Genomic DNA, 15,531 nt, shown 5'->3' with positions numbered 1-15,531 from the left:
ATTGTACAGCAGCCGAATCGGATTTCACTGCGCCGACGACGCCTTGCGTCCGATCCAACGATGCAGTAAAGAACCACCCATGAAGCGAGGGAAGTCCGTGCCACCAAGTACGCTCGGGATGACCCCATCGGGGCTGGAGTACTTGCGCCTACAGGGGGCGGCAGCGCCGACCCTGGTCTATTTTCCCGGGCTGATCGACGCCACCTTCTCACCCAAGGAATTGATCAAGCGCCGACAGAGGTTGTTCGGTCCGTGGGCCGCGTCGCGCACGGTCTACCTGCTCAGCAGGCGACGACCCATCCCCGAGGGTTGGGCCATGGAGCAGATGGCGGCGGACTACGCGCAGGCAGTGGGCTGGATAATCGAGCAAGAAGGGGTGGTTGAGGGGCGCATCGATATCGCTGGCGCCTCCTTCGGCGGGTGTGTCGCAATGCAGTTCGCTCTCGATCATCCGCACCTGGTGCGCCGCTTGGTGCTTCAGCAGTGCGCGGCTCGCGGCGATCCGGCCAAGCAGGAGGAGGCTCGACGGTGGATGGCGCAACTCGATCGAGGTGAGTACTTGGCCTTTGCTCGCGCCGTCGTTCACCAGAGCTATCCGCAGCGCCCTCGCTGGTTCAACGATGTTCTCGCGTGCACTACCTGGCCGGCTGTGCGCGTGCATCTTCGGCGCCGCTGCACAGACCTGGCGCGCTCCCTGCGCGCCATCGACGGCTACGATGTGATGGAGCGCTTGCGCACCGTTCGCACGCCCACGCTCGTGATGGCCGGCGCCCTGGATGAGCTGGTGCCACTGACGCTGGCGCGCGAGACGGCGCGGCAGCTCTCGCACGCACAGCTGCACGTGTTCGAGCGCGGCAGCCATAGCGTACAGGTGGAGCACACGCAGAACTACGCTCGCGTACTGGCCGATTTTTTGGACAGTGCGGCACCGCTCTGCGCCGCTGCGACCGGTACGCGGGTTGCGTGAGTCGCGAAGCGAGACAACCGGTGCTCGACACCGGGCGCAGGGCGCGTACCATGCCGCGTCATGAGCGCCGCCCACCCGCCAACGTCCTCCCCAGCGCGCCCTGACGCCGCTGCCTCGGGGGACCGCGGGCGCGAGGGGCTTGCCGCCGCCCTCTGCGCGTACCTCATGTGGGGTATCTTGCCGGTTTACTTCAAGCTCGTAGCCAAGGTCGACGCGCTCGAGATCCTCGCCCATCGCATTGTTTGGGCAGTCCCCTTCGGTGTGTTGATCATTAGCCTCCGAGGCCAACGCCAGGCCGTCTGGGACGCCCTACGCCACCCACGAACGCTAGCGCTACTGGCCACCTCCGCTGCCTTCATCGCGATCAACTGGCTCGTCTACATTCGCGCGGTGCTGAGCGGCAATATCTTCCAGGCCAGCCTTGGCTACTACATCAATCCACTCGTGTCGGTGCTGGCTGGGGTTCTGTTCTTCGGGGAGCGGTTGAATCGCACACAGGTGATCTCCGTGGGACTGGCGACCGTGGGGGTGCTGGTGCTTGCTACCGTAGGCCGTGGCTTCCCTCTGATCTCCATCACCCTAGCGCTGACCTTCACGGTCTACGGCGTGATTAGAAAAGCCATCCCGGTGGGCGCCATGCCGGGGCTCTTCGTAGAGACGCTTGTGCTGTTGCCGGTGGCGGGCATCTATTTGGCGAGTCTGGTGGCTGCCGGTACCGCCTCCTTGACCCCCGAGGCACCGGGAATGGTCCTATTGCTGCTGCTGGCAGGTCCTATCACGGTATTGCCGCTGCTGCTCTTCGCCCTGGCGGCGCGCCGCCTGCCCCTGGCCACCCTTGGCTTTGTGCAGTTCCTGGCGCCCACCCTTCAGTTTCTGATGGGCTTGCTCTACGGCGAGTCGCTTACGTTGCCGTTCACGATCTGCTTCGCGTGCATTTGGTCCGCCGTCTGCCTGTTTGCCTTTGACGCCTGGCAACGCCGTCCGCAGGCGGCGCTCTCTTCGCGATAATGATCCAGGAAATGGAATTGAGAGGAATTGCCATGGGTCGCTTACCGCAGCTGATCTTGCTGCCAATGCTCTTGCTCGCGGGCGGCCTGGCCGTCGCCACGGACGCCTCTCAGGGCCGCGTCGTAGACGGGCCGCGAGCCGTCCTCGATTTCCGTGCGCGGCCGGAGATCGAGAACCGCCACCTGGCCGAGCGCCTGACCGCGCTGCTGCCGCAGCTCATGGCGCAAACCAACCTCGATATGTGGTTGGTGCTCTCGCGGGAGTATGCGGAGGATCCGATCTACTTCTCCTTGGTGCCGCAGCCGACCTTCGCCGCCCGGCGTACCACGATGATCATCTTCCACCGGACGGAGGACGGTGTCGATCGCCTCACGGTGAATCGCTACCCCCTGGGCGAGCCTTACGAGTCAGCTTGGGAAGGCGGGGATCTGGATGCCCAGTGGCAAGCACTAGGGGAGCTGATCGCCGAGCGCGATCCTGCGCGTATCGGTATCGACATGTCGCGCGACTGGCCCGTGGCCGACGGCCTTTCCCACGCCTTGTACGAGCGTTTGGTGGCCGTGCTGCCGCCCGAGTACGTTGCGCGGCTGACCTCGGCCGAGGATCTGGTGGTGCGCTGGGCAGAGACCCGAACGCAATCGGAATTGGAGACCTACGCGCACACCGTGAGCCTTGCGCGCATGGTGATCGCGGAGGCCTTCTCGACCGAAGTCATTACTCCCGGGGCCACCACAACGGCCGATGTTGCGTGGTACATCCGCCAGCGCTTCGAAGACCTCAACCTCGCGCCTTGGTTTATGCCCTACGTCAACATCCAGCGGCCCGGTCAGACGTGCGAGGCAGAGTCGCCCTTTTGTGGTAGCGGCGGTGTGATCGAGGCCGGCGACGTGCTCCATACCGACGTCGGCGTGTGCTACCTCAAGCTGTGCACGGACACGCAGGAGATGGCCTACGTGCCTCGCTTAGGCGAGGAGGGCGTACCGTCAGCACTGGTGAATGCTCTGGCGACGGGAAATCGCTGGCAGGACATGCTAACGGATGCCTTCGTCAGCGGAAGAACGGGGAACGAGATCCTGGCGCAGACGCGCGTCGCCTGCGATCGCGGGGGCATTATCTGCAGCGTGTATACCCACCCGATCGGTTTCTTCGGCCACGCGCCGGGACCGACGATCGGCATGTGGGACGATCAGGACGGCACGCCGATCCGCGGGGATTGGCCCCTGCATGAGAACACCTGCTACGCAATCGAAGGCAACATCAAGAGTCCAATCGGGGCTTGGGGAGAGCAGTTCGTGCAGATCAAGTTGGAGCAGGACGCCTGTTTCGACGGCGAGCGGGTGATCTACCTAGCCGGTCGGCAGACCGAATGGCACGTGGTGCGCTAGGGCGCACGGATCGGTGCGGCCCTCCGCGACCGCACCATCCGCTGGCGTCGAGGAGTCTCAGCCCTTCAAGTTACGGTAAGCAAACAGTAGTAACATCGCCCCGCCGGTGGCGATGGCGATGCTCATGAGGTCGAAGCCGCCGACGCCACCGACGCCGAGCAAGGTGCCGAGGTAGCCGCCCACGAAGGCGCCGGCGACGCCGATGCCGATGGTCACCAAGATGCCGCCGGGATCCTTCCCAGGCATCAAGAACTTGGCCAATGCGCCGACGATCAGCCCGAGCAGGGCCCAGGAAAGCATACCCATGGTGTTCCTCCTTGATTAACGCATGCCGCCAGCGTGAGCGACAGTCCCAGATGATCATGCTAGCTCGCTTAGGCGGGGCCATTGTCGCTTTGTCACTGTTGTTGATGGTTGGGCCATTGGCTCGCGCGGGCGCCCTCACCTGTCGCACGCCCATGGGGCCCTTCGCGAGCTTAGTCGCCGTAGCGGGTCCTAATACGCTCGATCCGAGTGATCCGGGTATCAGTACCTGCCTCGCCATCGCCAGCCATGCATCCACCCAGTCGAGTGAGGTGGATTCCTACCTGTTCGACGGCGAGAGCACGCAGCTGCAGCTGGTCGGCCTATGGGCCCTGAACGAGGACTGGCGCGTGGGTGCGCAGGTGCCGTGGATCAGCTGGGGAGGCGGCGTGCTCGATGCTGTCATCGACACCTGGCACAGCGCCTTCGGCCTGCCCGATGGTATACGCGACGACGTGCCGCGCGGTCAGCTCAGCGTGGAGTATGCACGCCAGGGCATCGCCGTCGGCCGCCTCGACGAGGACGCGTCGGGGATCGGTGATATCGGCCTCATGCTGGCGCGCCGACTGGGCGCGCGCGAGGACGGTCGAGGGGAGACCTGGCTGAGCCTACGCGGCGAGCTGCCCACGGGAGATCCCGAACGCCTCACCGGCAGCGATAGCGTGGATGTCTCGCTCACCGCCCACTGGCATCGCCAGGCGCCCTTCGCCGTTGACCGCCTGCGTCTGCAAGCGCACACCGGGATCGCCCGCCTAAGCGATGGCCAGGTGCTCGGCGCCGAGCTCGAGTCGTGGGTCGGCTTCGGCGGCGGCGCAGTAGACTTCCGCGTCGGCCCGCGGGTGAGCGTCGGCGCCGGCTTGGACCTGCGCAGCGCAGTGGTGGAGGCGACCGTGCCAGACCTCGAGGGGCTGGCGGGCGTCCTGCACGTGGGTGTTGCGCTGACCCTTACACCCCGTCATACCGTACGCTTCGGCTTCAGCGAGGATGTGCTGGTGTCCAGTCACCCGGACGTCATTTTCCGCCTGCAGTGGAGCCGTGCGGGCGCCACCGCGCGCTAGGGCGGCAGGTCGATCAACTTTACGAGGACAGGATAGAGAATGGCAGAGCGCGCTTACGTGCTTGGTTCGGGGATCGACCGACTGACACTGCAGCAAACGGTCGATGAGATGGAGCGTTGGATCACCGAGCGCGAGTGCCATGAGGGCGCGCGGTACGTGGTCGCCACGGGCTTCCATGGGATTTGGGAGGGGCATCGCGATGCGGGCTTCCGCCGGGTCATAAACGGCGCCGACATCTCCTGCGCCGATGGCATTGCTCCAGTAGTCGTCTCTCGCCTGCGCGGCGAACCTATCCCCGAGCGCGTGCCAGGGCCGGATGTGCTGCGCGCCTTCCTCGCCACTGCGGATAAGCGCGGCTACCGAAGCTACTTCTTCGGTGATACGCAGGAGACCCTCGACGCGCTCGAGGACAACCTGAAGCACCAGTACCCAGGGCACGTGGTCGCCGGCACCTGCTCCCCACCGTTTCGCCCCCTGGCCGCTGAGGAGACCCAAGCCATGATCGAAGCGATCAACGCCAGCGGGGCAGACGTGCTGTGGGTGGGGTTGGGCTGCCCAAAGCAGGAGCGATGGATCGCCGAACACCGTGAGCGCTTGCGGGTGCCGGTGGCGATGGGCGTGGGGGCGGCCTTCGGTTTTGCCAGCGGTCGCGTGTCCCGGGCACCTGCCTGGGTGAGACGCTTGGGGCTGGAGTGGGTTTGGCGTTTGGCCGTGGAGCCTCGCAAGCTCTGGCGGCGCACGCTGATCCAAGGACCACAGTTTCTCTTTCATCTCGCCTTGGAGTTGACCGGGCTGCGTCGCTACCCGCGGGAAGGAGGCGCTGAGGGCAAAGGAGCGCGGAGGTGAGCGTTGCGCCGGGTCCGCGGGACTCGCCCACAAGCTGCGTGGCCATCCCGCGTCGGACGGCGCTGGGGTGCGGATGATGCGGGTGTTCGGCGCCCCTGAGCTCGATCATGTGGATCCGCTCCTGTTCCTGCGCAGCACACGGTCTATCCCTTAGAGGGTCACCTCGAGTGACACGGCGGCGGTGCCTGCGCCTCGCTCGCGCGGGGCGAAATTGGGCTGCTGAGCCTCGGCGAGACTCTCCGATTGAGTGCACGAGCGGACGCGAGGTGTCTTGTCGAGGGCGGCCAAGCCTTGAATGAGCCCGTGGCGCGCTCCGGGCCCTTCGTCATGAACTCGCGGGAGGGGCTGATGGAGGTCGTCGAGGACTTCAGCAACGGCAGGTTCATCGCCTAAGCTCACGCTAACTCATTGTTTTAAAATCCTAGATCCGGCGGTCAGGAAACCGTCAGGGGATGATCATGCCGTGGTCAAGTGTGCCCAGCGGCTGGCGTGGAGACTGGCCTCACGAAGCGACGAGCTTCGCTGAATCAACCGTCAACACGCTAGTCGATAGGAGTACATCATGCGTGCCAACAAGCTCATCTCTCTCACTGCCGCCGCCTTCGCCTCGTCCGTGGCTCTGTTCGTGCCCTTCATGGCCGACGCCGCCGTGCCCGTGCCGACGCAGACGCCCCAGGCCCTCACCATGTGGTGGGTGATCTTCAACAACCCCGACGCGTGCACCTTCAACGCCGGCGGCCTCGAGCAGTGCGGCAGCGTGGATGTGTTCGGTCAGGCGTACCTGGACTCGCTGGCCAACGGCAGTCCCGATCCGGCCCTGATCAGCCCCAACCTGGAGGCAGGCCTGGCCGTCGTTCACGGCACGGGTGCGGTGACCAGCCCGCGCGGCAACGTGCGCTTGGTGGCTACCCTGTACAAGAGTGAAGCCGGTGTCGCCCTCAACTTGGCGGGCCCGAGCCTGATCGATCCGATGGGCCTCAGCCGCGCCCTGGACAACCCCGATGCGGAGGTGCACCTGATCGTGCGTACCCACGGTGATGTTGAGCGCGGTGACGCCTACGCGCAGGTGGCGAACTTCCTCGATCCGTATTGCTCCGATCCCAACCTCGGCTACTTCGCCGGCGACAACCTGTGTGCCGACGTTCAGTTTGCCGTATTCGGGGCGGGGGAGTCCGGTGCAGACAGCGTTTACAGCTTCGCTGATCCGGCGAGTCCTCTGGTGGGCGCCCGCGCAGTGCTGACCCGCAATGGTGACGCGGTGCAGGCGGTGATCGAGACCCGCGTCGGCGAGTGATCATCGGCTGCGAGTGATACCCCCATCATGTGGGTGAGAGCCCGCTCGGGGCGGGCGCGTCGGAGAGACGCGCCCGCCTTCTTTCGCCAGGGGGGACAGGGGATACTTGAGGGGCGCTCAGCGGCTCGACACGAGCTCCTGGAATTCGCCCAGGCCGCAGGAGCCGCGGACGATACCTAGCTGATCTGTGACGGTGATCACCTGGCCTTTGCACAGGCGACCGACGTTGGCGCCGTTGGCGTCAAAACGCCGCTCCTTTTGCAGACCGTTGCACACACCGCTAAGTTCATTTAGGTAGCGTGCTCCACCGCGCATCTCGAACACGAGCTTGTCGTCGCCCGGATACTGGATATCACGGATCGTGCGCAGGGTGAGACACTGCAGCTCATCGCCTGTGGTGTCGAAGGTAGCGCTTGAGACGACCTCTTCGGTCGCCGTGTCGACGGCGCTTGCCGTGATCGAGACGCCGAGCGCCGTCGCCAGGGTAATGGCGGTTGCGAAACTAGTTGATATCCGCATCGTTTTGTTCCTTTCGTTTCGGAGCGAACAGCCGTTCGCCCAACCGACCTGCCCGACGCTGCAGGCTCCTTAGGTAGACCATCGCGACGGCAAAAAGCTCCGTCCGGCGTGGCAATCGCTTTCGCCTCAGGCGCGATGCGGCGCCAGCTCGACGTGCCCGCAGGCCAATCGCTACTGTCTGTAGGTAGCGCGGAGGGGGCACAATGGTTCAATGGAATTGCTGAGTGACGGCCCACGTGAGGCTGAATGGACGGTGGTGCTGGCACACGGTGCGGGGGCACCCATGGATAGCCCATTCATGAATACCGTGGCGGTGTGCCTTGGTGAGCGGGACCATCGGTGCTTGCGCTTCGAGTTCCCGTACATGTCGGCTCGCCGAGAGGACGGCCGGCGCCGCCCCCCAAACCCGCAGGCCTGCCTCCTGGAGGCGTGGCGGGAGGCCGTCGCCGCCGCCGCGGGACGTGCATCGAGGCTGATCATCGGAGGCAAGTCCATGGGCGGGCGGATGGCGAGCTTGTTGGCGGATGAGCTCGGCGTAGCCGGTCTCATCTGCCTTGGCTACCCCTTTCACCCCGCGGGCAAGCCGGAGCGCCTGCGCACCGAACACCTCGAGGCCTTGTGCACGCCCACGCTAATCGTCCAGGGCGAGCGCGATCCCCTGGGCAAGCGAGCGGAGGTAGAGGGCTATGCCCTGTCGTCGGCCATCCGCCTGCACTGGTGCTGCGATGGCGATCACGACCTCAAGCCGCGCAAAGCCAGCGGTACAACCCAGCAGGCCAACCTAGCCTCGGCGCTCGACGCCGTGGAGGCATTCATCGACCAACTCCGCTGAGGCCGCCGTCGCATCGCCAGGGCTCGGCATCGGTGCAGCGCCTCATGCTGGCGGCGGCGCATCTCGCTATGATGCGGCCCCCGACGGCAGCTGCTGCCCAACGAATAATCTCGGAGAAGAACGCAGTGACTCGACTCATTCCCATCGCCGCCCTTATCGCTATCCTCGGCCTCGTCTCGCTCCCGCACGCCTATGCAGCGCGCCCCGTGCAGCCGCCCCTGACGGAATTCACCACCAACCCCTACAACCAGGTGATGGCTGGCCGGGTGGTAGAGAAGATCGCGCCGAACAAGGTGCGCCTGGAGCGCCAGGTGGCCTACGCAGGTGACGTCGCGGCGAGCGTGATCCTGCGCATAGAGGACGAGGAGACCTTCGCCGAGGTCCGCGAGGGGCAGTCCTACATAATCGCCTTCTCGTACTTCACTAGCGACCCTCAGTTCCGCGAATCGAAGTACGAGGACCCGGAGGGTCCAAGGATGATTCGCCTGCGGGGACTCGGCACGAGTGCCCTATTCGAGGACACGCCTGAGACGCGCTTTCTGTTCGAGTCCGCGAGTGGCGAGGCGCAGCCCGATCCTCGCGATGTGCTGGAAGCGCTGACCCGGCAGATGGTGCGTCCGGATCCACGCACCCAGTCGCTGGTGGTGGTGGAACTGCTGTTGCGACGGGATCTCCACGCGAGCGTGCTGCCACCACAGGCCGAGCGCGTCGCTGAGGTGGTGAGCAATCCGGAGGTGGTTCAAGAGCTGCGTGCGTTTCTGCTAGAGGCGGCCGTCGCCTTCCCCGATCGCTCCCAGCGCTGGCTGCGCGAAGCCTGCCGTCAGGTGATCGCCGCGCTAGAACCCGACTTTGCCCTGGAGACCCACGGCCCTCAGCTGGCCACGGCCGTGTTAGTGGCGATGGCCGACCACGGCGCCGCCGAGGATGTGCAAGCCATGGTCCCGTTTTTGGCTTCGAACGCGCCTAAGGTCGTGCGCGCAGCGATCGAGTCTATCGAGATCGTGTTACTGCGTGCCGGTCGTGCCTCACCTAGCCTATAGGTAGCTGATCACCGCGGCGGTGTCGGACGCGTCTCGTTCGGGCGCTCTCCCGATGACCTAGTGAGCCGCTTGGCAAAAAAGGTGCTACTCGCCCTTCGGGTCTGCCCAGGGGCAGCGTCCGCGGCGTTGCATCGCTTGCCAATGGCGATGCCATTGGCTGCGCGACGCGCCTTGCTGACGCTGCCCCTGCGCAGACTGAGCGTTACCTTATTTACCAAGCGGCCCACCAGTTGCGTACGCTCTTCGTCTTGTGTGTGCCGTAGTTGTCCAGGACAACGTGAACGTCAAGTTCCTCTGGAACGCTACTGTCGATGGTACGTAGGAACTTGATGGACTCCTGGCTGCGATGACGGCGATGTACTTCGCCAATCACTTTGCCCGTCGCGACGTCGAAAGCTGCGAACAATGAGGTCGTGCCATGACGCTTGTAGTCGTGGGTGCGCCGCGCTGGCCCACCAGGCGAGAGTGGCAATACAGGCTGGGTGCGATCCAACGCCTGAATCTGGCTTTTCTCATCGACACATAAGACTACCGCGCGATTCGGCGGATTCATGTAAAGGCCAACGATATCGCGCACGTTGTCCACGAACATCAGGTCCGTCGAAAGCTTGAAGGTCTCCTGTCGATGCGGCTGCAGTGCGAAGGCGCGTCAGATTCGAGCGACTGCCGTCTGCGACAAGCCCAGTTCCTTGGCCATCGACCGGGTGCTCCAATGCGTAGCGTCCTTCGGCTTGGTCTCGAGTGTGCGCGCGATGACTGTTTCAACGGTAGCGTCGTCGATCGAGCGAGGCGCGCCCGCGCGAGGCGCGTCGGTCAGTCCATCCAGCCCAAACCGAGCGAAGCGGCATCGCCACTTCGACACCGTTTGTTGAGTCACTTTGTGACTCGTCGCGACGGTCCCATTATCCAATCCCTTGGCACAATCCAGGATGTTCTTGGCGCGCAATGCAAGCGCCTGAGCGGTCTTCCGGCGACCAGTCCATGCTGTCAGCTTAGACCGCTCAGCACCACTGAGAATGACAGGCGCCGCTGGTCGGCCTTTTCCCATGCTGAGACCTACTTGGGGGCACGGCGTCACGCTAGGCAACAGAACCCACATAATGTGCGAACTTCTAACTCAGCACACTAGCGGGTCGGCAACAGAAAAGGGCCCCGGTGTTTCCACCGGGGCCCTCTTAGTACGTAAGACCCGAAGGCCTACGCGTTACTGGCCCTGCTCAAGGATGCTGGGCTTGCTGTTACGAGCACCGAACGGGCAGGTCTGGCCCGGGAACACGGTGTAGGGCGAGTTGTCCTGGAACTGGATGCCCTGGGTCAGGTTGAACAGGTTGAAGCCGCCGGTCAGTCCACCGCGGAAGACGAAGGACCAGTCCTCCGCCGCGCCGGGACCGAACGGGCAGCTCTCGCCCGTGCAGATGAACGCCTCGGCAGCCTGGGTCAGGGAGCGCTGCTCGCCTTCTGCCAGGGTCACACCGTCGCAGGTGTAGTCCCACTGACCAACGCCGTTGACCACGCTGATGGAGTCGCAGAAGTTGTCGAAGGTGATGCAGTACTGACGGTCGTCACCGCCGCCACCGCCCGTGCAGCTGTCGAAGGAGAACGAGCAGGCGCGCGTATCCCACTCGAAGCTGCCGGTCTGCACCACGTATTCCTGGAAGGTCCAGAAGGTGCAGCCATCGGCGGGGTCGATGGTGGTGCTGGAGTAGTCACCCCAACGGCCGCCACCGCCGGTCTGGGCGCCCGAACCGGGCTCACAAATCACTTCATCCTGCAGCTGACCCGGGGGATCGCCGACCTCGCGACCGGTGTAGGCCACGTCCGGCAGGGTGCCGCCGCCAGCCACGGTGTAGCCGAGGCCGAGGTTGCCGGCGTCATCGATGGTCACCGAGCCCATCCAGCGTTCGCGGCCATCATTCGGGGCGAAGGTGCCGGTCTCGCTGATGCTAATGGCATCGTAGTCGTTGATATCGAAGGTCGCCCAGCGGATACCCGCGCGGTCCGAGCCGACGTCCACCGAGTGGCCGAGGGCCATCGTGTGACCGCCCGCGTCGAGGTTGCGAGCGTTGGCAGAGAAGTAGGTGAAGAACGCCAGCGTGTCGACGTTATCACCGCCCGGCAGGGGCACGTCACCGAGGTTGTCATCGAACGGGTCGGTGGCGACTGACGGCAGCTCGCGGAACGAGCCGGAGTCGTTGGCGAAGTCGGCGCAGTACTCGTAGAAACGATAGCGCGTCGGCGCTTCGGCCACGGCGAACAGTGGGCAGGCACCGGCCGGTGCCGCGTCGTTGTCCATATGGCCAGGCATCAGGCCGTCGTAGGTCTGGAAGCCACCGGGCACGCGAGCGACGCGGAGGAAGCCAGCGCCCGGATCGCCAGCCAGCATGGCGTCACGATCGAACAGCACGGCGTCGATGCCGAGGGCGTTGAAGTTCGGCAGGCCGAACTGGCGACCCGTGTACGTGTAGGCGCTCTGAGAGCCATCCGCGGTACGCCAGATGCCAGACTTCGGATAGTCATTGAACTCGTTCGGCGAGACTTCGAACTCGTACCGAGTGTACGGGCCCAAGGGATCTTCGCCGTCGGAGATCGCGAAGCACTGAATGCCTTCGTTGGGTGAGAACTGGTTGAACACCCAGCGGCCGGCCTCTTCGTCGTACAGCACGACGGGGTCGCCGTTGTTGTTGAACTCACAGGGACCACCGAAGCCTGCCCAGAAGGTGTTGCCGGGCATGGCGGGACTGACGGGGTTACCCATCTTGTCGTAGGCCTGCCAAACGAGGTTGATGTACAGCACCACGTTTTCGAGGCCGGTGTCGCCGTTGGTGTCAGGCGGCTGAACGCGGAAGCCGAGCTGCTCCGAGTTGTCGTCGCTTGTTGGGCCGAGGAAGTCGACACCTGCGGTGGGTGATGAGAGGTCGTTAACGCCAGCGTCTACGAGCGGATCGCGCTCGAGATCGATGGGTGCACGACGTTCCAGACGATTGTTGAGACGGTTCGGGATCTCACTTGTGCCCCCTCGCCTGGCGTCTGCCGGAAGCAGGCGCATCAGCTCGGTGGCGGTCAGGTTGGTGTGGTCTGACTTATTGGCGGTTCCGTAAACGGCATCACCCGCTTGCGCGCCTGCCGAGAGCAGACCGATTGCGAGCGCACTGCCGATTGCATTGCGTAGTTTAATTGTCATTGAGAGTGTTCCCCTTCAGTCCCTGGGGGACGGAACATTGGTTGTTGGCATCTTCGCCCATGCCGATAGCACATCGGGCTCCGCCACTATACGCCTATGCGCACGTAGGGGACATATCGCTGAATGCTTGCGCGTTTCAGCTCACCCAGTAACGCTAGTGCAGCAATTGGGTAGCGCCACCAGGATGACTAACGGTCGGCATGGCCAGCACTTGGACAAGCGCTAGTCGAGGGCCAGCGGACGATGGTTTGCATCGCAGCGATAATGAAGATGGTAAACGCAGCAATCGTTGCCAGGCACCAAGTCGCTCGACACCGCAAAGGTGCATCTAGGGAGGAGGTACGGGTCGCGCGTGGGTGAGCAGATGAACGAAGTGGTGTGACCGGTGCGTAGGATCCGTGTCGGCGGCAGCCTTCCGATGGCGCGCACATCGTTGGTGCTCGTCTGTACGACGCAGCTCGCCGGGCGTGGCGAACGCTGTTGCCGGGGATCGTATCGCGGATCCGGAGCTCGGGGTGGCGACCCGCTTCTCGCGCACTGGACCGCTGGATAGCGCGCGGCTGCGCCGTGCGTTACCGCTAATCGTGCGCTGCGGTTTAGTCGGGGTGTAGTCGCGTGGTAGCGGCATTGGCCGGCGGCGCGCCAGGAGGTGCTGCCCGGTGCCAGCACGTGGTTCGAGCAGTGGACGCAGAGCGCCTACGGCAGTGTCGCGGGCGAGGAGGGCGGCAATCCTCGCGCCAGCCCCGAACCGTTCGAGTGGATGCCCTGCATCAGCGTCGGTGAGGACGGACGGGTGCAGGATATGCACACTCCTGGGCGATGCCGGGGCACCGATCCGGCCAGCGATCCGCCGTTGCTCTACGGCCTGCGCGCTGAGGTGAGCGTCGCCTTGCGCGGTCGCCGGCTCATCGGCAACAGCGCTGAGCTGCTGCCGCCACCCCTCAATCACCCCGTCGATGCGCGAGTGCATCGACCCCCCGCGCCGCAAGGTGTCGACGCAGCTTCATCAAGGTCAGGTGGCACGTCTGTGAGAGCCTGCAGGAGTGGGTGTGGCACAAGGAGATGGCGGTCGGAGCCTCGCCGCGAGAGGGCGTATCCGTGCTGATCCAAGGGATCAGATGCTCCTGTTTCGCCTCTTCGGCTACGGCTGTATCACGGCCGGGATCTGATCAGCTCGACCTCTCGCGCCACGGGCACGGGCGGTTCCCCGTGATGCGTGAGCAGCACCAAACGCTCCTGCGCCGAGTCGGTGAGATGGGTCGCCAGCCAGCGCACGGCGTCCCCGTCCAGATGGGCGAAGGTCTCGTCCAACAGCAGCACCGACGGATCACCGGCCAGGGCGCAGACCAGCTCGGCCTTGCGTCGCTGCCCGGCGCTGGCGTGCGCCAGGGGCAGGAGTGGTGGCAGGGCCAGGGCGTCGCAGTACTTGCCACCATCCCACGCGGGTGCACCGCGCAGAGAGCAGGTGAACTGCCATGCCTCGCTCACCGTCAGGAACGGGGGAAGCTCCGGTGCCGAGGGTGCTAGAGCGATGCGTTTCCGTGCAGGCGGTACGCGGTGTACGTTCTCGCCGTCGATGAGCACCTGACCGGAGGCAGGCAGGAGTTCCCCGCAGATCGCGCGCAGGGCGGTGGTCTTGCCGCTGCCGTTGGGGCCGACGAGGTGGATGATGCCGCGATCCGCCTCCAGGTCCAGCGGCCCCATCGTAAACGATCTGCCGAAACGAACCGTGAGCTGACGGACCTGGAGGCGTGGCGTGTTCATTGGGTCACCGCTCGCAGGCGGCCTTGTGCGCTGTGTTCGGCCACTCTGCGGAGTCCTCGCTGCGTGAGGTGCCAGAGGCCGAGCATCAGCACGGATGCTAGTGCGCCATAGGCGACCGGTGACAGCACGCACGCCACGATTGTGTGCACCAGCCAGAGCCACAGGCTCCACCCGTGCGCTGTCTCCGCGCGGGGAGTGGCATGAGTGAATAGAACGATTAGGACGAGGACTTGCGTCGCCGTGAATATCAACAAAACCGATAGCGAAGTGAATCCCAGGGTATGGCCCGCGAAGCTCAGCCCTGCACTGCTCGGGGCGCAGGCGATGATCCCGAGCGCGAATAGGCTGGCACCGCGTTGCGCCGCGCACAGGGGCCAGTGCCGGCGGTACAGCTCACCGCCGAGGTGCCTCTGCAGACTCACCAGCAGACTGTAGAGCGGTAGCAGGGCCAACATCTGCAGCACGCAAGCAGCGCGGAAGAGGGCGCGACCGGAAAGCCCGCCGTTGAGACGCAGCGCGACCAGGAACCCGCTCGCGAGTATCGTGAACAGGAGCAGTTGGCGTAGCGCCCCCGGGGCGCGGCGTACGAGACAGAGTAGGTCGCGTCGCAGAACCGTGCGCCACGGCGTGGCGTCACGCAGGTGGCGGTGATCTGGGTCCTTGGCGGCGCGCTCGCGGCCCCGCTGCGCTTGCAGGCCCTTGCAGGCGAGGGGCAGTAAGGCGGGTGAGGTGAGAGCGAGGGCGGTGTTCGCTGGCATCGACGTCAAGGTGCAGTAAGTGCTTACGGCGCTGAGCAGGAAGGCGAGCAAGCCGATGCCGGCCGAGTAGACACGCCACGCCGACCCGCTGACCATCATCGCGGCGCACGCGCACAACAAGGCGAGCAGTGACGGCATCGTGGTGAGCGGCATCAGCCACCAGAGAGCGCCGATTGGGAACAATGCCAGGGCCAGTGACGGCAGCAGGTAGCGCACCCAGCGCACGCTGCTGATCGGTTGGCGCATGAGGTACGGAGCGCTCGCTCCGCTCCAGGCCGGAGCGAGTGCCGCCGCGACGGTAACGGACCAGAGCGCGCTGAGCACGCCAATCTGCACCGTGGACGCCAGGGCCGACTGTGCGCGCAGTTGGGCGCGCAGCAGTGACCAGTCGATCATCGGGTCGGCCAGACCCACGCTCAACAGCAGGGCGGCAAGGGCTGGCAGCAAGCGGCGCTGCAGCGGCACGCCAAGCAGGCGCAGGAACACTCGATCGACCTGAAGCATCGTCCCCACCATACCCTCTGCGAGTGCGCCGGCGGGGGCGGCGCGTCCAATCCGGCCAGCGCGGCATCATGG

The 15,531-nt window shown here is 65.0% G+C and carries 13 protein-coding genes and 2 pseudogenes; 9 read left to right on the top strand and 6 right to left on the bottom strand.

What is annotated here, in order from left to right; all coding sequences use genetic code 11:
- Positions 1-79: 79 nt before the first annotated feature.
- From AAGA68_14165 to AAGA68_14155, 3 genes are read left to right on the top strand one after another with little or no spacing between them, the layout of a single operon-like run.
- The gene (locus tag AAGA68_14165; protein ID MEM9386204.1) at positions 80-967 is read left to right on the top strand and encodes an alpha/beta hydrolase; all 888 of its coding nucleotides are present in this window, start codon (positions 80-82) and stop codon (positions 965-967) included.
- A 60-nt stretch (positions 968-1,027) separates the two neighbouring features.
- A complete protein-coding gene (gene rarD / locus AAGA68_14160) occupies positions 1,028-1,975 on the top strand; it encodes an EamA family transporter RarD (GenBank protein ID MEM9386203.1) in 948 nt (315 codons plus the stop codon).
- Between the two features lie 32 nt (positions 1,976-2,007).
- A complete protein-coding gene (locus AAGA68_14155; protein MEM9386202.1) occupies positions 2,008-3,360 on the top strand; it encodes a M24 family metallopeptidase in 1,353 nt (450 codons plus the stop codon).
- 57 nt (positions 3,361-3,417) lie between these two features.
- On the opposite strand, the gene AAGA68_14150 is transcribed toward AAGA68_14155, so the two are convergent.
- Complete coding sequence (locus tag AAGA68_14150; GenBank protein ID MEM9386201.1) at positions 3,418-3,666, bottom strand: GlsB/YeaQ/YmgE family stress response membrane protein; 249 nt, start codon at positions 3,664-3,666, stop codon at positions 3,418-3,420.
- An 11-nt stretch (positions 3,667-3,677) separates the two neighbouring features.
- Here AAGA68_14150 and AAGA68_14145 point away from each other — a divergent pair, with 11 nt between their 5' ends.
- From AAGA68_14145 to AAGA68_14130, 4 genes and pseudogenes are all read left to right on the top strand, one after another.
- A complete protein-coding gene (locus AAGA68_14145) occupies positions 3,678-4,721 on the top strand; it encodes a DUF3187 family protein (protein ID MEM9386200.1) in 1,044 nt (347 codons plus the stop codon).
- A 39-nt stretch (positions 4,722-4,760) separates the two neighbouring features.
- Positions 4,761-5,567, top strand: a complete 807-nt coding sequence (locus AAGA68_14140) for a WecB/TagA/CpsF family glycosyltransferase (protein ID MEM9386199.1) — start codon at positions 4,761-4,763, stop codon at positions 5,565-5,567.
- A gap of 207 nt (positions 5,568-5,774) precedes the next feature.
- Positions 5,775-5,960: pseudogene (locus tag AAGA68_14135) on the top strand (pirin-like C-terminal cupin domain-containing protein).
- 169 nt (positions 5,961-6,129) lie between these two features.
- Positions 6,130-6,861, top strand: a complete 732-nt coding sequence (locus AAGA68_14130) for a hypothetical protein (GenBank protein MEM9386198.1) — start codon at positions 6,130-6,132, stop codon at positions 6,859-6,861.
- 117 nt (positions 6,862-6,978) lie between these two features.
- On the opposite strand, the gene AAGA68_14125 is transcribed toward AAGA68_14130, so the two are convergent.
- Positions 6,979-7,380: a hypothetical protein gene (locus tag AAGA68_14125; protein ID MEM9386197.1), complete on the bottom strand. Its 402-nt coding sequence runs from the start codon at positions 7,378-7,380 to the stop codon at positions 6,979-6,981.
- A 211-nt stretch (positions 7,381-7,591) separates the two neighbouring features.
- Here AAGA68_14125 and AAGA68_14120 point away from each other — a divergent pair, with 211 nt between their 5' ends.
- Both AAGA68_14120 and AAGA68_14115 read left to right on the top strand, forming a co-directional pair.
- The gene (locus AAGA68_14120; GenBank protein MEM9386196.1) at positions 7,592-8,212 is read left to right on the top strand and encodes an alpha/beta family hydrolase; all 621 of its coding nucleotides are present in this window, start codon (positions 7,592-7,594) and stop codon (positions 8,210-8,212) included.
- A 125-nt stretch (positions 8,213-8,337) separates the two neighbouring features.
- Positions 8,338-9,252, top strand: coding sequence for a hypothetical protein (locus AAGA68_14115; GenBank protein ID MEM9386195.1), 915 nt, complete (start codon positions 8,338-8,340; stop codon positions 9,250-9,252).
- Positions 9,253-9,472: 220 nt separating this feature from the next.
- Here AAGA68_14115 and AAGA68_14110 read toward each other — a convergent pair.
- From AAGA68_14110 to AAGA68_14095, 4 genes and pseudogenes are all read right to left on the bottom strand, one after another.
- Positions 9,473-10,300 (bottom strand): annotated as a pseudogene (locus AAGA68_14110) (IS630 family transposase).
- A gap of 156 nt (positions 10,301-10,456) precedes the next feature.
- The gene (locus AAGA68_14105; protein MEM9386194.1) at positions 10,457-12,433 is read right to left on the bottom strand and encodes a hypothetical protein; all 1,977 of its coding nucleotides are present in this window, start codon (positions 12,431-12,433) and stop codon (positions 10,457-10,459) included.
- Between the two features lie 1,152 nt (positions 12,434-13,585).
- Positions 13,586-14,197, bottom strand: coding sequence for an ABC transporter ATP-binding protein (locus AAGA68_14100; GenBank protein MEM9386193.1), 612 nt, complete (start codon positions 14,195-14,197; stop codon positions 13,586-13,588).
- Complete coding sequence (locus tag AAGA68_14095) at positions 14,194-15,459, bottom strand: hypothetical protein (protein MEM9386192.1); 1,266 nt, start codon at positions 15,457-15,459, stop codon at positions 14,194-14,196. The genes AAGA68_14100 and AAGA68_14095 overlap by 4 nt, the downstream gene beginning before the upstream one ends.
- Positions 15,460-15,531 lie beyond the last annotated feature (72 nt).

It is taken from the genome of Pseudomonadota bacterium, from assembly GCA_039193195.1.
Lineage (GTDB): Bacteria > Pseudomonadota > Gammaproteobacteria > Steroidobacterales > JBCBZW01 > JBCBZW01.
The sequence above is the reverse complement of the archived record's forward strand: the minus strand, read 5'-3'. Positions and strand labels throughout refer to the sequence as shown.